This is a genomic window from Pseudoalteromonas sp. SD03 (assembly GCF_040937955.1).
Taxonomy (GTDB): Bacteria; Pseudomonadota; Gammaproteobacteria; order Enterobacterales; family Alteromonadaceae; genus Pseudoalteromonas; species Pseudoalteromonas tetraodonis.
The window spans coordinates 331,019-348,436 of sequence record NZ_CP162514.1; the positions used below are offsets into that span (position 1 = coordinate 331,019).

The following is a 17,418-nucleotide window of genomic DNA, read 5'->3' on the forward strand; positions in this document are numbered from 1 at the left end:
TGATTAAAAATTGAATAATATTTTTTAAGATATAAATTATAACTTGTTTATTATTAAAACAAAGGCAAAGTTGCAAACATGCTAAGTCAACTAATAAAAAAACCATCACCAATGATGGTAGGTATTGATATTGGATCGCACTCTATCAAGGCCGTACTTTTAAGTGAAACAGAAACTGGGCTTCGACTAGAAGCACTTGCAATTGAACCTATGCCAAAAGGCGCTATGAGCGAGCGTAATATTCAAGATATTGAAGCAATTGGTAATGTGATAATCAAGTTAAAACGAAAGCTACCAAAGTCGCTAAAATTCGCGTCTGTTGCCGTCTCTGGGCAAACCGTGATTACCAAAGTTATTTTCATGGATGTTTCCTTAAGCGACGCTGAATTAGAGTCGCAGATTGAAATTGAAGCCGACAGCTTAATTCCTTACCCACTAGATGAAGTGAGTCTTGATTTTGAAAAGCTCTCTACAAATAGTGCTGACCCGAGCAAAATAAATGTACTGCTCTCTGCCGCTAGAACCGAAAGCGTTGAAGCCAGAGTCGGTGCGTTAAGTGCTGCGAATTTAACCGCAAAAGTAGTGGATGTTGAAAGCTATGCGCTAAGTCGCGCTATGGATGTTTACTACCAACAGTTACCATCAGATGCATATGACAAAACGGTTGCAGTGGTTGATATTGGTGCTGTACTCACCTTGGTGAGTGTAGTGCAATCTGGTGAGACAATTTATACCCGTGACCAAGTATTTGGTGGCGACCAATACACAAATAGTATCGTTGCTTACTACAACAAAGGCTTTGATGAAGCTGAAATTGGCAAAACAACCGGTGATTTACCTCCAAACTATACATTTGAAGTGTTAGCTCCTTTTCAAACATCGTTACTCCAGCAGGTTCGTCGTGCTGTTCAAATGTTTTTAACCACCACAGGTAAAGAACAATTGGACTATATTGTATTGACGGGTGGCTCAGCGATGATTAAAGGCATTGATAGATTGCTGATTGAAGAATTAGGAATACACACAGTTGTTGTTGAACCATTTGATAAGATGGAAATATCCCCTAGAGTTGATCGTAATATAATACAGCGCCACCGCACTCAATTTGCAATTGCGACTGGCCTGGCGTTGAGGAGCTTTTCATCATGCCACATATAAATTTATTACCTTGGCGTGAGCTACAGCGTGAGCAGTCTAAAAAGAAATTTATAACACTTCTTATGGCTGTGGTTATCGTCTGTTTTGCTGGTATGTATATGCTGAGTGTGTTTTATGGTGCTCTAAAAGAAGGGCAAACGTTAAAAAATAATTATCTTAGTTCAGAAATTACAACGCTCGACAATAAAATTCGCGACATACGCGATCTAGACAAGAAAAAAGAAAACTTACAACAACGTATGCGTTTAATTGAAGAGTTACAAAGTAGCCGTAATTTAGGCACCCAAATAATGGATGAAGTGGCAAAAATAGTGCCTGCAGGGGTTTATTTAACCAAGCTGGAGCGCAAAGGTAATCAAATTCATGTGTTAGGCAAAAGTGAGTCTAATAATCGTTTATCTACTATGCTCAGACAGGTACAAAGCTCTTACTTATTAGAGCGCCCGACTATGCAAGGTATTGTTGCCGGCGATCAATCTTCACGTTTACTCAGCGATTTTAATATGGAGTTTTACGTAAAACCATTTGGCAAAATAGGTGAGGTACGTAATGAACCTTGATTTTAAATCGTTTACAGAAATCGATTGGAATGAAATCGAGCTCGATAACATCGGTGAGTGGCCCGTTATTGTAAAAGCAATATGCGGAACTTTTGTAGCTTGTTTGGTGTTGTTTTTTAGCTACAGCTTATTAGTGTCGGATGAAATAGACAGCTACCACAATGCCGTTGCTAAGGAAATTGAGTTACGCACAACCTACCGAACTAAATATGCAGTTGCCAGTAAGCTTGATATTTATCGTGAGCAAATGGTTGAGATGGAAGATAAATTCTCTCAATTATTAAAACGCCTACCTACTTCAAATGAGACGCCAGGATTATTGGACGACCTTTCTTATGTGGGTACAACCAGCGGGTTAACATTTTTAAAAATTGGTTGGTTGCCAGAAGTTGAAAAAGAGTTTTATACCGAGTTGCCAATTAAAATTGAAGTGGTAGGTACTTATCATGAGTTTGGCGAATTTGTAGGGAAAGTGGCTCAACTACCAAGAATTGTCAGTTTACATGACTTTTCTATTTTATCATCTGGCGAAAAGCAGCTAACATTCAGTGTAGTAGCAAAAACTTACCGTTATGAAGAGGGGGTGAGATGATGAAGCAGCTTCTCTTTTTAACCACTGCGATGTTTTTGCTCAGTGGCTGTAACGAGGATACATCGGAGCAAAAAGAATTTATTGATCAGGTTAAGGCAAATACCACGGCACGTATTGAAAAAATACCTGAGCTAGTTAAGTTTGAGCACTTTGAGTATAACGCCAAAGACTTACGTAGCCCTTTTGTAGCGCCAGAACCAGAAATTATTCAAAACAAGCTAACACAAGTTAAAAACTGTCTTCACCCAGATCCAGAGCGTGTTCGTCAGCCACTGGAGAAGTACCCATTAGATAATTTAGCAATGAGGGGCACAATAGGATCGAACGGCAAAACATGGGCGCTCATTACAGCTGCTGATGACACCTTGCACCGAGTAACAATAGGAAGCTATTTAGGCACCTATGACGGAAAAGTAAGCAGTGTTAATAGTGACTATATTGAATTAGTAGAATTAATCCCTGATGGGTCAGGTTGTTGGAAAGAACGTTTGACCAAATTAGAAATGTTAGAGGCGGCAACCAATGGCGCAAATTAATAAGAAAAAAGGTATACCCTATATGCACAAAGGTGAGTGTTCGCATCATCGTATTTTATCTGCTTTATTGTTTGTTTTTTTACTACTAATGACAAAAGCCGTCAGTGCAGCCCCTTTACTCTATGACGTTCGATATAATCCATTGCTTAAAGGTGAAACCGAATTACAGCTAGTTTTTGATGAAGAGTTGCAGCAGCAACCAGCAGTACAAGTTTTTAATAGCCCTGCAAGAATAGAGCTACTATTCGATGGGGTAGAATTAGATGAAGGGTTGACGAATATCGCTATCAACCAAGCTGGTATCAGTAACATCACGAGTATGATGACCAGTGCGGGTTTAAAAGTGACCATTAACTTGGACCGATTAAAAATTTATGAGACTGAAGTAAACAATAATTTAGTTTCTATTAGAATTTCTGATAACCCACTCACAGAGCAAATTTTAACAACCAGCGAAGATAAGCCTGCTTACACGTCTAATTATATTAACGGTATTCAAGCAATTGACTTTCGACGTGGAGAAAAAGGTGAGGCGAAAGTACTTGTTTATCTACAAGATACTCAGGCAGCTGTAGAGGTTCATGAAAGCGGTGGAAAAATCATTGCCGAGTTTCATCATACCGATATTTTAGATGATTTATTGTATGAATTAGATGTACTCGATTTTGGCACTGTGGTGAGCAGTATTGAAACGTTTAAAGAAGATAACCTTACACGTTTAGTGATTGAACCAAACACTGCTTTTGCCTATACCTATCAGCAAATTGAGAATATTTTTACCTTAACGGTTGAGAAAGATGAAACGCAAAATGCCTACTTAGATGGTGGTAAAGAGTACTTGGGTCGTCCTATGACGCTTAATTTTCAAGATATCTCTGTTCGTGCTGTATTACAGATTATTGCCGGTTACAATGATTTTAACTTGGTAACAAGCGACTCAGTGACAGGCAATATTACTCTTCGCCTTGATGGGGTTCCGTGGGATCAGGCGTTAGATGTCGTGCTTAGAATAAAAGGCTTAGACAAACGCATGGACGGTTCTATTTTAATGGTTGCGCCATCTGAAGAGCTGGCTGCCCGTGAAGCAAAAGAGTTAAAAGCTAAACAGCAAGTTGAGGATTTAGAGCCACTTTACAGTGAATACATCCGCTTAAATTATGCAAAAGCAGAAGATTTTGCCGACTTATTAAAAACAGATACCAATAGTATTATTACAGCCAGAGGGAGCGTGTCTGTTGATCAACGTACCAATACGTTATTAATGAAAGACACTGCAAAAAGTATTGAAAGTGTTCGTCGTATGGTCGAAACTTTAGATATACCGGTTAAACAAGTGGTTATTGAAGCACGTATGGTAACCGTACGTGACAACGTAACTGAAGACTTGGGGGTTCGTTGGGGGTTTAGTGATCAGCAAGGCTCAGACGGTGTTTCTGGCACATTAGAAGGAGCTGAAACGATTTCTAATGGTAATATTCCTAGCCTTTCTGATCGACTTAACGTTAATTTACCAGTGGCGAATCCATCGGCGAGTATAGGTATGCACATTGCTAAATTGGCTAACGGAACATTAATTGATTTAGAATTAACCGCCCTTGAAGAAGAAAACAAAGGTGAAATCATTGCAAGCCCACGCATTACTGCTGCTAATCAGCAAAAAGCGCGTATTGAACAAGGTACTGAGATCCCGTATGTGGAGTCAGCTTCAAGTGGTGCAACAACCGTAAGTTTTAAAAAGGCGGTACTAAGCCTAGAGGTGACACCTCATATCACACCCGATAACAAAGTTATTTTAAATTTAATCATTACTCAAGATACCCGAGGGGATACGGTTCAAACAGGTACAGGCCCAGCGGTTGCCATCGATACGCAACAAATTGAGACTCAAGTACTCGTTGAGAATGGACAAACGGTAGTGTTGGGTGGTATTTTCCAACAGCAAATTATTAATTCGACCAAAAAAGTACCTTTATTGGGCGACCTTCCTTACGTAGGAAGACTATTTAAAAGCACAAGCGAGTTCAATGAAAAGCGCGAACTGCTGATTTTTGTCACACCTAAAATCCAAATAGACTAAATATTTAAGCTATCTAGGTTGAATACCAGCCTAGATAGTATGGGTATGTAATTTAGTTATCGTGGTGTGAACACTCCCTATAAATGTACAATAAGACAGTATATAATTTTGATCATGTACTGTACTGCGGATGTATTTAAGGCTGCGTTTATGTTGTTTGTAATTCAGGCTCTTGTAAAGTTACCATGCAAAAGCTTTCATGAAGCAGCAATGTAGTAACCTTAATTGCATAAATTTTAACCCTAGAAGATAAACTTGCCTATAATAAGGTGCTTTTTTGTTAACCAGTGGGTAATTATTTAGTTTAATTGCTCGTTATATGGCTTTTTATCCTAATTGACTTGAAATACCCGACCGATTACTGAGATAATCCCTTTCTTAATTTTGGGGCCAGGTCGTTAGGCGGGGTTTTATTTCAAATTTTAGAGTTCGTTTGTACTAAAAGATATGGCTGAGAAACGTAATATATTTCTAGTTGGCCCCATGGGGGCTGGCAAAAGCACGATTGGTCGTCACATCGCTGACCAATTACACCTTGAATTTGTTGATTCTGATCAAGAAATCGAACGTCGCACGGGCGCAGATATTGCCTGGGTATTCGATCTTGAAGGTGAAGAAGGCTTTAGACTTCGTGAAGAATCTGTTATTGGTGACTTAACCGAAATGCAAGGTATTGTACTTGCAACCGGTGGTGGCTCAGTAATGAGTAAAGAAGTTCGAAACAAGCTTTCGGCTCGCGGTATTGTTGTATACTTAGAGACACCGATTGAAAAGCAAGTTGCACGTACGCAACGCGACAAGCGTCGCCCATTACTGCAAACAGAAGAAGCACCTCGTGATGTACTTGAGCGCTTAGCAGAAGAGCGTGAACCATTATATAAAGAAGTAGCTGATTTTGTTGTACGCACTGATGAGCAGAGCGCGAAAGTTGTTGCTAACCAAATCATCGAGAAATTGGATTTTTAAAAGCCAGTATTAAAAAGGACTAACCCAGCATGCTTGAATTAACTGTTAATTTAGACGAGCGAAGTTATCCTATTTATATTGGTCAATCTGCACTTCAAGATACAGGCCGTCTAATCCATCACATTGGTGATTGTCGGCCTATCATCATTACTAATGAAACGATTGCACCGCTGTACCTTCAACAGTTGCTTGATTCATTAGCACAGCTAAACCCACTGCATTTTATTATTCCAGATGGTGAGCAATATAAATCACTCACTTGGTTTGAAAAAATTTCGGCATTCCTACTTGAGAATAATTGCGGCCGTGACACCTGCTTAATTGCATTAGGTGGTGGCGTTGTAGGTGATTTAACTGGATTTGTTGCTGCTTGTTATCAGCGTGGCGTCCCTTTTATCCAAATACCAACCACTTTATTATCTCAAGTTGATTCTTCAGTTGGCGGCAAAACAGCGGTTAATCACCCGCTAGGTAAAAATATGATTGGGGCTTTTTATCAACCCCAAGCTGTATTTATTGACACGCGTTCGTTGCATACCTTACCAACACGCGAGTTTGCTGCAGGCATGGCTGAAGTTATTAAGTATGGCTTGATTTACGATACTGAACTGTTTGCTTATCTAGAGCATAACATCGCTAAATTACAACAATTAGACGAGACGTGTTTACAGCACATCATCTTCAGATGCTGTGAAATTAAAGCGCTTATTGTTGCACAAGATGAAAAAGAGCAGGGCCTTCGTGCGTTGTTAAATTTAGGGCACACGTTTGCGCATGCTATTGAAGCACAAATGGGTTACGGTGTTTGGTTACATGGAGAAGCGGTCGCGACAGGTATGGTGCTTGCTGCAAAGCTTGCTTATACTCGCCAAGATTTAACACGAGAAGATGTAGAGCGTATTGCTACATTAATAGCGCAATATAGCTTACCAATCGAGATACCTAGCGATATGACCAGTGAGCACTTTTTACTGCATATGCGAAAAGATAAAAAGAATAAAAAAGGGACTATCCGATTCATTTTACCCACCGAATTTGGTCAATGTGCATTAGTTGATGATGTGTCTGATGATCAAGTCAGAGCATTGATCGAGCAATAAATGCAGTCACAAATTTTACCGAGCCGTGCGGCTTTGGTGGATAGAATCGCATTGCAATTTGAATATGGTCAAAACCTAATTGTTTTGTTGGGCACTTCTGGTTTAGGCAAAAGCTATTTGCTTGAAACCTTCATCACTGATAAATATAACGATTTTAATAAAGCGTTTGTGCAAGTTGGCGCTCAAATGACTGATGTGCAATTGATGACTCAATTATTAGAGCAAAGCTTTAATGCCCCTTTAATTGATCACAACCTGAGCTTATCACAAAACTATTATCAATTAGCGAAGCAACAACAATGCGGCGCGTGTTTATGGGTTATCGATGGCGGCAGGCACCTATCTGAAGAACTAATTGCAGAGCTCGAGCTGTTATCAAAAAGTGCGCCCAATGTGCTTTACATTATGATTGCATCGCAATCTAAATTGCCGTTTAAAGAGGCAGTTAATATTCATTTAGAGCCATTAAACTTGGTTGAAAGTAAGCAGCTAATGGGATGGTACTTCACGGCTTTACCTTATGATGAAGACCCTGTATTTAAAACCTTTTTAGTTGAAGCCCAAGGTAACCCAAGTCTTTTATTAGCCTGGCAGCCTAGCGAACAAGTTGCTGATATTATCGTAAAAGACAAAGTATCTTGGCGCTTACAGTTGCTCACACTATTACTCATAATTATGTTATTGATTATTGGCGTTGTATACAAAGCTGATATGACCCAATGGTGGAAAAATGCTAATAGTCAAAGCGATGAGCAAGTCCTCACAACCGCTATTACAACCGAGCAAGCTATTCAAAATAAACAACAACCGGTTAAATCACCAACCCTGTTTACTTCGCCACAGCCTATAACTAAAGAGCCAACTACAGATGAGAGTGCCCACAATGACGTGCCAGCAATTGTAGGAAGTTTAACTGAGCCATCGACTTTAACTGAACAAGAAAAGCCAGCACCGCCGCCGGTTGAAGAAGCCATTAGCGTACCTGAGGTGGTAAAGCAGCAAAGCCAAATAGTAAAAATACCCAGTAACTGGTACCTAGAACAACCTGAAGATAATTTTGTTATTCAGCTATTAGCCGTAACTCAGCAGCAGGTAGGCAATGAGTTTATTGCTGAACATAAGCTAGAAAGTATTACCAATACATACCAAACTAAACGAAATGGTAAAATGTGGTGGGTGGTAACAACAGGCAGTTTTGCTAACTTAAATGAGGCAAAACAAGCACTGCAAGCACTCCCCGCTGGAGTAAGAAAAAATAAACCTTTCTATAAAAAAATTAGCAAAATAAAACAAGAAATTGCACGAGTTGATCAGTAAACTCAGTGACTTTAGTGTAAAATCGCGCAACACCGAATTGAAGTAAAGAGCCAATGCAGCAAAAGAGTAGAGCCTTCCTTAAATGGGCTGGCGGAAAATATAGCCTCGTTGAAGATATTAACGCGCGACTAAATCAAGCAAGTAAACATGCAGATACCTTGGTTGAACCTTTTGTTGGTGCGGGCTCAGTGTTTTTAAATAGTAATTTTAAACACTACGTACTTAACGATATAAATGCTGATTTAATCAATTTATATAAAGAGCTTAAACGTTCGCCGGATGAGTTTATTAGCGATGCAAAAAAACTATTTGTTGATTTAAATAACCATCCAGATGCGTATTACGATTATCGTGTGCAGTTTAACCAAAGCAGCGATGTGTATGAGCGAGCTATTTTATTTTTATATATGAACCGCCATGGTTATAACGGATTATGTCGATATAACTTAAAGGGCATTTTTAATGTGCCTTTTGGTAAATATAAAAAGCCTTATTTTCCTGAAAAAGAAATGTACTTTTTTGCCAACAAAGCACAAAAAGCAACATTTACCTGCTTAGGCTACGATGATGTATTTAAACTGGTCCCTAAAAATGCGGTGATATACTGCGATCCGCCCTATGTACCATTAAGTAAAACCGCATCGTTTACCTCTTACGCTAAAGGCGGATTTAATTTAGATGATCAGGCTAATTTAGCTAACTTGGCTGAGCAAGCGGCATTTGAGAATAACACGCCAGTCCTTATTTCAAACCACGATACCGTGTGGACACGCAAAATTTACAGTCAAGCATCACTGGATAAAATTCAGGTTAAACGTACGATTAGTCCAAAGGGCGGTTCACGAAATAAAGTGGATGAGCTAATGGCTATGTATTTAGCACCGAAGTCACGGTTGCATAAATAGCCAATACAAACAATACAAACAGTACTACGGCAATAGCTATCAGCGTAATTGGAGAGTGGTACTTAAAGTCTGTTTTGCGCTTATCTTCAGATTGAACACCAAAAAATGCAGCCAGTACGCTTTGTAACGCGCTAAAAAAGTGCTGCATTTAATTAAAATAATGGCTTGATTGAAGAGGGCTTGTGTTTGTCATCAGTACCCGTTAACAATTCTAGCAAGTCTAAGTAATGAAACTGAGCGCTACGGCTATCACCTGTTAACCAAGAGGCCCAAGACGAATCTTCTTCAATTTGAATGCAACGGGTTGCGCTATTATTAATAGCGTTGGTTTGCTCTTTATGAAGACAAATGTTGGCAGAGCTTAAATCTTGCTCAGTATTTGAGCAAAGCGATGTTGCTCCAATAACAACACTTACCGACGTGATTAATAATCCAATTTTAAAAGCACGCATAATATAAACCTAATAATTTAGTTCTTCGCGCAGCATAACAAAAACTGCTTAAATAATACACTTTATTTTTGTTATTGTTTATTTGTATTGTGTTTTAAATACTGAGTGACACCCGCTTAAAAACTGATTCTTTTTTTAATTATAAAGCCTACATCCTCAGCAGGTTATTCTTTTTCATGAATAGCCACAATAAGGCTTTAACATTACTTATTTGGCGCTATTTTTAAAGGTGCTACTTGGGTAACTTCGCTAATTAAGTTACATTAACGGCATAAATTATTCATTAACGGATTAGCGATGCTCAACTGTGAACAAAAATACTTAATAGCGCCCTCAATATTATCTGCAGACTTTGCACGATTAGGCGAAGATGTCGACAAAGTGTTAGCCGCAGGTGCTGATGTCGTTCATTTTGATGTAATGGATAACCATTACGTACCTAACTTAACGATTGGCCCAATGGTATGTAAAGCACTTCGCGACTACGGGATTAAAGCCCCGATTGATGTGCATTTAATGGTAAAACCGGTAGATAGTTTAATCCCACAATTTGCCGAGGCGGGTGCATCAATTATTACCTTCCATCCAGAGGCGAGCGAGCATATTGACCGTACTTTGCAATTGATAAAAGATGAAGGTTGCCAAGCAGGCTTAGTGTTCAACCCTGCAACGAGTTTAAGTTACCTCGATCACGTAATGGATAAAGTAGATGTGATCTTATTAATGTCAGTAAATCCTGGGTTTGGTGGGCAAAGTTTTATTCCACAAACACTGGAGAAACTGCGAGAGGCAAAACAACGCATTGTTGAATCTGGACGTGATATTCGTTTAGAAGTAGATGGTGGTATTAAAGTAGATAACATAGCAGCGGCGGCTGAAGCTGGTGCAGATATGTTTGTTGCAGGCTCAGCTATTTTTAATCAGCCTGATTATAAAACGGTGATTGATGAGATGCGTCAGCAATTAGAAAGTGTTAAATAATGAAATATGATGCAGCGTTTTTTGACTTAGACGGCACCCTAGTTGATAGCGTGTACGACTTGTATATGGCTTTAAATTTAACACTTAGCGATTTAGCGTTTCCAATTGTCAGTCAGCGATTAGTTGAAAGTTGGGTAGGTAACGGCATTGAGGTGTTAGTTAAACGAGCCCTTTGCGGCGATATGCAAATTAGTGAGCATCTCGATGAGGCTTTAAGCGAACGAGCTATCAATCTGTTTTATCAACATTACAGTGAGCAGGTCGGTGAATACAGTGTGTTATATCAGCATGTTGAAACTGGTCTTGCTGCTCTCAGTGGTATGCCTAAAGCACTTATTACTAATAAAGCACGCCGCTTTACTGAAATGCTTTTAGATAAGCTCGCTATTCGCAGTCATTTTGAAGTGATTGTTTGCGGTGACGACATGGCAAAAAAACCGTCACCTGAGCCGCTATTATTTGCTTGCGATGCATTAAATATAACGCCTGATAAAGCGATTATGATTGGTGATTCAAAGAGTGACATACTCGCAGCGCAAGCCGCTAACATTGACGTGATAGCGCTTACTTATGGGTATCACCAGGGAGAGCAGTTAGCGGATTATAATCCGCAGTACCTATGCGATAACTTCTTAGCTATAATACCGACACTAACACAGCGTTAAGCATTTTTAATTAAGTAAAAATAAAGGAAAATCATGAGTAAACCAGTAGTATTAAGTGGCATGCAGCCAACCGGTGGTATGACAATAGGCAACTATGTTGGCGCTATTAACCAGTGGGTTAAGCTACAGGAAGAATATGATAGCTACTTTATGCTTGCAGACTTGCATGCAATTACCGTACGCCAAGACCCTGAATTATTGCGTGCTCGTGTACTCGATGGCGTTGCGTTATATACGGCATGCGGTATTAACCCAGAAAAAGCGGCGTTATTTGTACAATCTCAGGTACCTGAGCATGCGCAACTTGGCTGGGTATTAAACTGTTATGCGCAAATGGGCGAGCTTAATCGCATGACCCAGTTTAAAGATAAGTCGGCAACGCATGCTAATAATATTAATGTGGGGTTATTTGCTTATCCGGCTTTGCAAGCGGCTGATATTTTACTGTACCAAGCAGACAAAGTACCTGTAGGTGAAGATCAAAAACAGCACCTTGAACTAACGCGTGATATTGCAACTCGCTTTAATAATGTTTACGGCGATATTTTTACGCTGCCAGAACCGTATATTCCAGAATTTGGTGCGCGAGTCATGAGCCTGCAAGATCCACTGAAGAAAATGTCTAAGTCAGATGAAAATCCAAATGGCTTTATTATGATGTTAGACGAGCCGAAAAAGATTGAGAAAAAGCTTAAAAAAGCAGTTACCGATTCTGACGAGCAAGCGCGTATTTACTTTGATCGCAAAGAAAAGCCAGGTGTATCTAATTTACTTACGCTACTAAGTGTGGCAACTAAGCGCTCAATTGAAGAGTTAGTCCCTGAATACGAAGACAAAATGTATGGCCATTTGAAAAAAGACACCGCAGCAGCTGTTGTCAGCATGATTGAGCCAATTCAAACACGTTTTAAAGAAATTCGTGAAGATCAAACACTTCTTAATGACATCATGAGAACAGGGGCTGAAAAAGCCAGCGCGCGTGCAGAAACTACATTAAAAGCAGTTTATGATGCGGTTGGGTTTATTCCACGCCCATAAGCGCGTTTATTTGCAGATACAAAAATGCCGCTAATTTAGCGGCATTTTTTATATCACGCTGATTAACATTAAAAAGCCAAATATAAATAGAAGTGACATTGCTTGCTTGTCTGTTTTATCCATCAATCGGCCTCAGCAGTTGTTTTGGAAGTTGTATTGTTAATATCAACTAAAGATACTTGGTAGCCTTTATTCTCAAGTAATGTCAGTAAGCTATCTTCTCCGGCGAGGTGTCCTGCGCCCACAAGTACAAATTCACTTTTATCGTTTTTAAACATTTGTTCTACTTTAACTAGCCAGTTATTGTTTCTATCGGTCATTAATTGTTTATAAGTTGCAGGATCATTTTTTTGCATCGGTTCAAGTGCTACTGTATAGAGCGATTGTGTATCACCCTCACGCCAAGCTGAGAGTAATTTTTTAAACATCACACCGTAATTATCAAACCCAGCTAAATTATTTTTGATAAAGTCATTTTCGTTATGTTCACCCATAGTCTTAAATAACTCTAACTGAAATGCCATCGTCTCTAAGTGTTGTTGTTCTTTATTATCTAATGTCGCTTTTTTAGTAAAGTAAGCGTCAACGCCTTCACCCATTAAATTTTGTTTTTGCAACTCCATCGACATCAGCACAATACTAACCATTGCTGGGCGAAAGTTATCTAATTTAGTCAGATTTGCACCAAATTCAGCCAGCTTGTTTTCTAATGCGAGCTTTACCTCTGGAGTTAGCTTTTGGCTCAATGTTTCATTATTTTTATAGGATAGTGCGCTCAACATTTTCATTTGTGCTTGTGCATCGCTAGGATCAGGTATTGGTGCTTCTAATACAATAGTATCTGCTTGCTTATAGGCGTGGTTAAACTCCACTGGTAGAGGCATTTCTGATTTCGGTAAAATGTGTACTGTGCCGCCAATAAATAATGAGTCATTTCCTTTGCTTACCTGCCACACTGAGCTTTGTGCTTGCACAGTCGTTGCTAATAAGCAGCTGCTCAATAATACAGTTGCTGAAAATATTTTTTTAGTAAATGCGTTCATAACACTTCCTTAATGAAATTTGATTTATTATTGATTGGTTAAAATAGTGCTTATATAAGTTGTTAGTGATGACGTTATTTTCGAAAGGTTGCTATCAATTTTTGCGTTCATCTTGTTTATAGAAGATTCAAAGTCGGCCGTTATTTGATTCTCTATACTAGTAAATAATGTTTCAGTGTTTACTTCATGCTTAATGAGTGAATCGGTGTTTGTAGCATAAATTATTTGATTGCTATTGGTGACTATTTCACCGGTTGCACATTGCCCTGAATTAGCTAATAGCGTGTTGTTTTTGCTTTCTGTAGCGACTGCAGAGGCTGTACTAAATATTGTTGCTAATATAATTACGGGTAATACTTTTTTAGTTGCGTTATTCATAATGAAACCTTTTTTATGTTTAAGCGTCAGCTTAATTAACATTTAAAAGTCGTGTTCAGTAAGCTGCTTGTTGATGACGTTTTAAAGAATATCGCTGAATTTACCGAGAGTCGCTTATCTAGTTGTGAGTGATTTATTCATAAGAATTTTTATTTTTTTATTGTTTTAAATTAAAGTGTTAGCCTTAAACCTTATCTGCAGAAATAAGGTTTCTAATTCACCTAACTATATTAAAAAGTGTACCTGTGATAGGGTTAGTGAAAAATAAAAATACGTAAACACTATGAATTATCAAATCGGACCTTGGCAATTTATTAGTAATCGATGTGTGATTACTTCAAACAACATGGAAAGGGAATTAGACCCACTTTTAGTAAAGCTATTACTGTATTTTATAGATAAGCCTCAACAAATCGTTTCCCGTCAAGCGCTAATAGAGAGTGTGTGGCAGCAAAGCTTTGTAGACGACAATGCGATTAATCGTGCTATTTCAGAGTTAAGAAAGCAGCTTGCTCACCCCATTGAAAAAGCGCCGCTTTTGAAAACGCATTACCGTAAAGGGTACAGTCTAACCGTCATACCAGAGCGCTTAACGCAAGCAAGCGTTTTTGAAGAGCCTGCAAACTTTTTGCCTGACTCACCGGATGTTTTTGCCAAAAATGAAGAGGTAGTGACTGCAACTACTTCTCAACCGGTTCAAAGAACGAATAGTAAAAAGTTTTTGATCTATTCTTTAGTCGTCATTATTTTTATATGCTTTTTAGTATGGTTAGGGTTGTTTTTTATTAATGCACCTTCTAGCGAAAAGATTAAACAGATCACGGTTAATAAGGTAGCAAGCACGTGGAATATTGGCAGCGAGGTTCACCCCGAGGTATCTTCTGATAAACAGTTTTTAGCTTACACTAATATAGAACCTGAAAATGACGTAATGCATGCATTTGTTAAGCGTCTTTCAGATCAGCGAGAGATTGAAATTACCTATCCAGGCTTTCAGGTGTCTATTTTATCATGGCAGTTAAACCAGCACTCAGTGCTATTACAAGCTACCAATTTAAAGCAGCAAAAGTGCGAAATGGTACTTGTTGATTTAAGCCAGTTTCCTGTTATAGGGGAGGCTACCTCTATTAAAAAGTGTGACCTTAGATATACAGGTTATGCGCAAGTAGACGAAAGTGGTGAACATATTTATTACACCGAATATAAAAATGAGCATGAAGGTTCAGGTTTATATAAATTTGATTTAGAACTTAAAAAAGAATTCATAGTGATCCCACCACCAGGGGTAATGTATGGCGTAATCATGCCGCGTTTATCTCATTCTGGTAATAAAATAGCATATATACTTAGTCAAAAGGATAAGCCTTTTTCTGTATTTAGTTATAACTTTGAGACCCATGAAACCAAGCGGTTATTTAAAGCAGAAAAAAGCACGATTAGCTTTGCATTTGATTGGCTTGCTGACGATAAAGGCGTGATTGTATTTGAAGGTTCTGAGCTTTCAACCATTATGTTTGATGAAAAAAACATTGTTAAACATACGCTAACAGTAACCCCAAAGATAAATCCTTATTATATAGCGGTTCACTCTGCCAATAGTCTTTTTTATTCAGAGAATAAAACCCAATCATACTCGCTAATTAAAGCAACAGACCCTTTTGGCGATACACCTAAGTATGAAACACTCTATAAAAGTGATAAAGACGACTACAACATTATTGAAATAGTTAATAAAGAAGGGCCTGCGCATGTTTTCGTATCTGAGCGTTCTGGCAGCAGTCAATTATGGCTCTCTCAAAATGGTTTTACAAAGCAACTTAGCTTTTTTAATTATGATGATGCCCCTTCGATTTTTGCATTAGGAATGCTCAGAGCTTCTCCCAATAAGCAGCTCATAATGTTCATAAAAAATAAAAGCTATTCACTTTATGACGTAAACGCTCAAAAATTTTATCCGTTAGAAGAATTTAATAAGCATAAAATAATAAGCTATATTTGGTCAAAAAATAACGAAAGCATTATTTATATTAAGCGACTTGGTTCAAAAAATATATTGGCAGAATTTAATTTACTCACCCGCGATACACGCGTGATAGAAGGAATAAAAGCGAATAAACTCATTTCAGATAGTAAAGGTAACGGATACGTAACTAATGATAATCAATTAATTCGCCTTTCAGATAGGCAAAGCTGGGAATTACCTAAAAATGCCAAAAAGTCAGTTGCATATGGCATTAGCAAAAACTATTTCTATTATTCAGATTCTATTTCTAGAATCGCTAGGCTAAATTTACAAGATCAAACCATACAAGATACACACGTGGACTTTCGACCTATTGGTTTTGAGGTAAACGAAAGCAATGAAATATTGTTTACGGGATCTAAGTATAAAGATATGCAAATAGTACAAATTAGTTGGGGCGAATAGCGCTATTCATTATGCCGAAAAAGCCAGCGCGCGTGCAGAAACTACATTAAAAGCAGTTTATGATGCGGTTGGGTTTATTCCACGCCCATAAGCGCGTTTATTTGCAGATACAAAAATGCCGCTAATTTAGCGGCATTTTTTATATTTTAATGTTTTGTAGCAGAAATACCGGCAGACTCACAGGCTCTAACTATAAATTGATAACCGTAAGGCATGCTTTGATCAGGCGTTATTTCAATAATTTCGTAATCATTGAGCTCGATTGACTTACTCTCTGTTGATTTCTTACAACGTGAATAACTGTCTGCTTCATAACTATAGGCAAACATGGCAATTAAGCGCTTACTACGTTCAAAGTAGCCTTTAGTATCTAAAAACTGCCTAACCGTTTGAGTGTTCTCATCTTCGCCTTCTAAGTGAATACCAAATGTTTTTGTCTGAGCGCCGTCATTGTCTGAAGAGGGGAGTTTTTTCTCTATTTGCTCACTCAATTTTTCTATGGCTTGCTCTTGTTCAGCGGGGGATTTATTTGCGAGCGATTGGCTATTTTCAAAGCTATTTACTATATCGTTTAATACTTTTTCAGGCGGTTTTTCATCAATAAATGCAATCAGACTTACAAACACTACCGTCGCTAAAAAAAAGCGGGTTAATGCAGTTAGAAGTGGTGAGTAGCTTTGGCTAATAAACTTTATGCGATCAGATCCAAATGGCTTGATTAGTAATAACACTATGATGTAAAAAGGAAAAATAAGTTGTAAGCCGAGCAGTGTTGCCAGAGTTATTCCTAGTGTCCAAGGCGGTAAATATAATAAAGTGGCAAAGTTATGGGTGTAATTAAAGTGATTAGCTGATACCTGAGTGACTTCATTTACAATGCCACTAGCACTTGCTAAAACAAAGTTAGCAATACTGGCATAAAATACCAAAATAAGTGCTTTACCGGCGAGTGAATTCCATAGTTGATTAAACTTAGGCCAAAATTCTATGATCAGCGCAATAATAGTAATAGTGGCACATAGCCACGTTAACTTAAAAATGGCTAGAGTTATAAACGCAAGCAGATAAAGTTTTTGCGCGGTGTTAAGGTTAAACCATATGCTTTTTATATGGCTAAGCAGTTTAACTTGGTGTGGTTGCCAGCTTTTTTGCTGTTGCTTAAACTGCTTATTAGCACGCCATTTTGCAATTTTTAAATACCTTAACACCGACTTTCCTTATC

Annotated in this window: 18 protein-coding genes; 13 read left to right on the forward strand and 5 right to left on the reverse strand. The window is 38.4% G+C overall.

The features are described from left to right. Positions 1 to 78: 78 nt before the first annotated feature. The 9 genes from ABZP26_RS01490 (at position 79) to ABZP26_RS01530 (ending at position 9,211) form a co-directional block, all read left to right on the forward strand. Positions 79 to 1,158 carry a pilus assembly protein PilM gene (locus ABZP26_RS01490; protein ID WP_013463905.1) on the forward strand — a complete coding sequence of 360 codons (1,080 nt, stop codon included), beginning with the start codon at positions 79 to 81 and terminating at the stop codon, positions 1,156 to 1,158. Continuing rightward, positions 1,146 to 1,718, forward strand: a complete 573-nt coding sequence (locus ABZP26_RS01495; protein WP_008115031.1) for a PilN domain-containing protein — start codon at positions 1,146 to 1,148, stop codon at positions 1,716 to 1,718. The genes ABZP26_RS01490 and ABZP26_RS01495 overlap by 13 nt, the downstream gene beginning before the upstream one ends. Then, positions 1,708 to 2,310, forward strand: coding sequence for a type 4a pilus biogenesis protein PilO (locus ABZP26_RS01500; protein ID WP_008115035.1), 603 nt, complete (start codon positions 1,708 to 1,710; stop codon positions 2,308 to 2,310). The genes ABZP26_RS01495 and ABZP26_RS01500 overlap by 11 nt, the downstream gene beginning before the upstream one ends. Further along, positions 2,310 to 2,846, forward strand: coding sequence for a pilus assembly protein PilP (locus ABZP26_RS01505; RefSeq protein WP_008115036.1), 537 nt, complete (start codon positions 2,310 to 2,312; stop codon positions 2,844 to 2,846). Before ABZP26_RS01500 ends, ABZP26_RS01505 begins: the two co-directional genes overlap by 1 nt. Beyond that, on the forward strand, positions 2,833 to 4,923 hold the full coding sequence (locus ABZP26_RS01510; RefSeq protein ID WP_013463907.1) for a type IV pilus secretin PilQ: 2,091 nt from the start codon (positions 2,833 to 2,835) through the stop codon (positions 4,921 to 4,923). The genes ABZP26_RS01505 and ABZP26_RS01510 overlap by 14 nt, the downstream gene beginning before the upstream one ends. Before the next feature lie 447 nt (positions 4,924 to 5,370). Continuing rightward, on the forward strand, positions 5,371 to 5,889 hold the full coding sequence (gene aroK / locus ABZP26_RS01515; RefSeq protein WP_008466255.1) for a shikimate kinase AroK: 519 nt from the start codon (positions 5,371 to 5,373) through the stop codon (positions 5,887 to 5,889). Between the two features lie 29 nt (positions 5,890 to 5,918). Beyond that, positions 5,919 to 6,989: a 3-dehydroquinate synthase gene (gene aroB / locus ABZP26_RS01520; RefSeq protein WP_033104301.1), complete on the forward strand. Its 1,071-nt coding sequence runs from the start codon at positions 5,919 to 5,921 to the stop codon at positions 6,987 to 6,989. Beyond that, positions 6,990 to 8,306 carry an SPOR domain-containing protein gene (locus ABZP26_RS01525; RefSeq protein WP_138764586.1) on the forward strand — a complete coding sequence of 439 codons (1,317 nt, stop codon included), beginning with the start codon at positions 6,990 to 6,992 and terminating at the stop codon, positions 8,304 to 8,306. 53 nt (positions 8,307 to 8,359) lie between these two features. Continuing rightward, positions 8,360 to 9,211, forward strand: a complete 852-nt coding sequence (locus tag ABZP26_RS01530; protein ID WP_008115051.1) for a Dam family site-specific DNA-(adenine-N6)-methyltransferase — start codon at positions 8,360 to 8,362, stop codon at positions 9,209 to 9,211. Here ABZP26_RS01530 and ABZP26_RS01535 read toward each other — a convergent pair. Both ABZP26_RS01535 and ABZP26_RS01540 read right to left on the reverse strand, forming a co-directional pair. Continuing rightward, entirely contained in the window at positions 9,174 to 9,359 is a 186-nt protein-coding gene (locus ABZP26_RS01535) for a DUF2970 domain-containing protein (RefSeq protein WP_008115053.1), read from the reverse strand. The genes ABZP26_RS01530 and ABZP26_RS01535 overlap by 38 nt on opposite strands. 4 nt (positions 9,360 to 9,363) lie before the next feature. Continuing rightward, positions 9,364 to 9,663: a hypothetical protein gene (locus tag ABZP26_RS01540; protein WP_033104299.1), complete on the reverse strand. Its 300-nt coding sequence runs from the start codon at positions 9,661 to 9,663 to the stop codon at positions 9,364 to 9,366. 297 nt (positions 9,664 to 9,960) lie between these two features. Here ABZP26_RS01540 and rpe point away from each other — a divergent pair, with 297 nt between their 5' ends. Genes rpe through trpS form a run of 3 tightly spaced genes read left to right on the forward strand, consistent with a single transcriptional unit; the run spans position 9,961 to position 12,347 of the window. After that, a complete protein-coding gene (rpe, locus tag ABZP26_RS01545) occupies positions 9,961 to 10,644 on the forward strand; it encodes a ribulose-phosphate 3-epimerase (protein ID WP_028834492.1) in 684 nt (227 codons plus the stop codon). Then, on the forward strand, positions 10,644 to 11,309 hold the full coding sequence (locus ABZP26_RS01550; protein WP_008115059.1) for a phosphoglycolate phosphatase: 666 nt from the start codon (positions 10,644 to 10,646) through the stop codon (positions 11,307 to 11,309). The genes rpe and ABZP26_RS01550 overlap by 1 nt, the downstream gene beginning before the upstream one ends. A gap of 33 nt (positions 11,310 to 11,342) precedes the next feature. Continuing rightward, positions 11,343 to 12,347 carry a tryptophan--tRNA ligase gene (gene trpS, locus ABZP26_RS01555; protein WP_008115060.1) on the forward strand — a complete coding sequence of 335 codons (1,005 nt, stop codon included), beginning with the start codon at positions 11,343 to 11,345 and terminating at the stop codon, positions 12,345 to 12,347. 122 nt (positions 12,348 to 12,469) lie between these two features. Here the strand turns inward: trpS and ABZP26_RS01560 are convergent, their stop codons facing one another. Continuing rightward, positions 12,470 to 13,390 carry a TraB/GumN family protein gene (locus ABZP26_RS01560; protein WP_368485266.1) on the reverse strand — a complete coding sequence of 307 codons (921 nt, stop codon included), beginning with the start codon at positions 13,388 to 13,390 and terminating at the stop codon, positions 12,470 to 12,472. A gap of 27 nt (positions 13,391 to 13,417) precedes the next feature. Beyond that, the gene (locus ABZP26_RS01565) at positions 13,418 to 13,768 is read right to left on the reverse strand and encodes a hypothetical protein (protein WP_368485267.1); all 351 of its coding nucleotides are present in this window, start codon (positions 13,766 to 13,768) and stop codon (positions 13,418 to 13,420) included. Positions 13,769 to 14,051: 283 nt separating this feature from the next. Between ABZP26_RS01565 and ABZP26_RS01570 the strand changes: the two genes are divergently transcribed. Beyond that, the gene (locus tag ABZP26_RS01570) at positions 14,052 to 16,196 is read left to right on the forward strand and encodes a winged helix-turn-helix domain-containing protein (RefSeq protein ID WP_368485268.1); all 2,145 of its coding nucleotides are present in this window, start codon (positions 14,052 to 14,054) and stop codon (positions 16,194 to 16,196) included. Between the two features lie 146 nt (positions 16,197 to 16,342). Here ABZP26_RS01570 and ABZP26_RS01575 read toward each other — a convergent pair whose 3' ends face one another. Continuing rightward, the gene (locus ABZP26_RS01575; protein WP_368485269.1) at positions 16,343 to 17,404 is read right to left on the reverse strand and encodes a hypothetical protein; all 1,062 of its coding nucleotides are present in this window, start codon (positions 17,402 to 17,404) and stop codon (positions 16,343 to 16,345) included. Between the last annotated feature and the right edge of the window lie 14 nt (positions 17,405 to 17,418).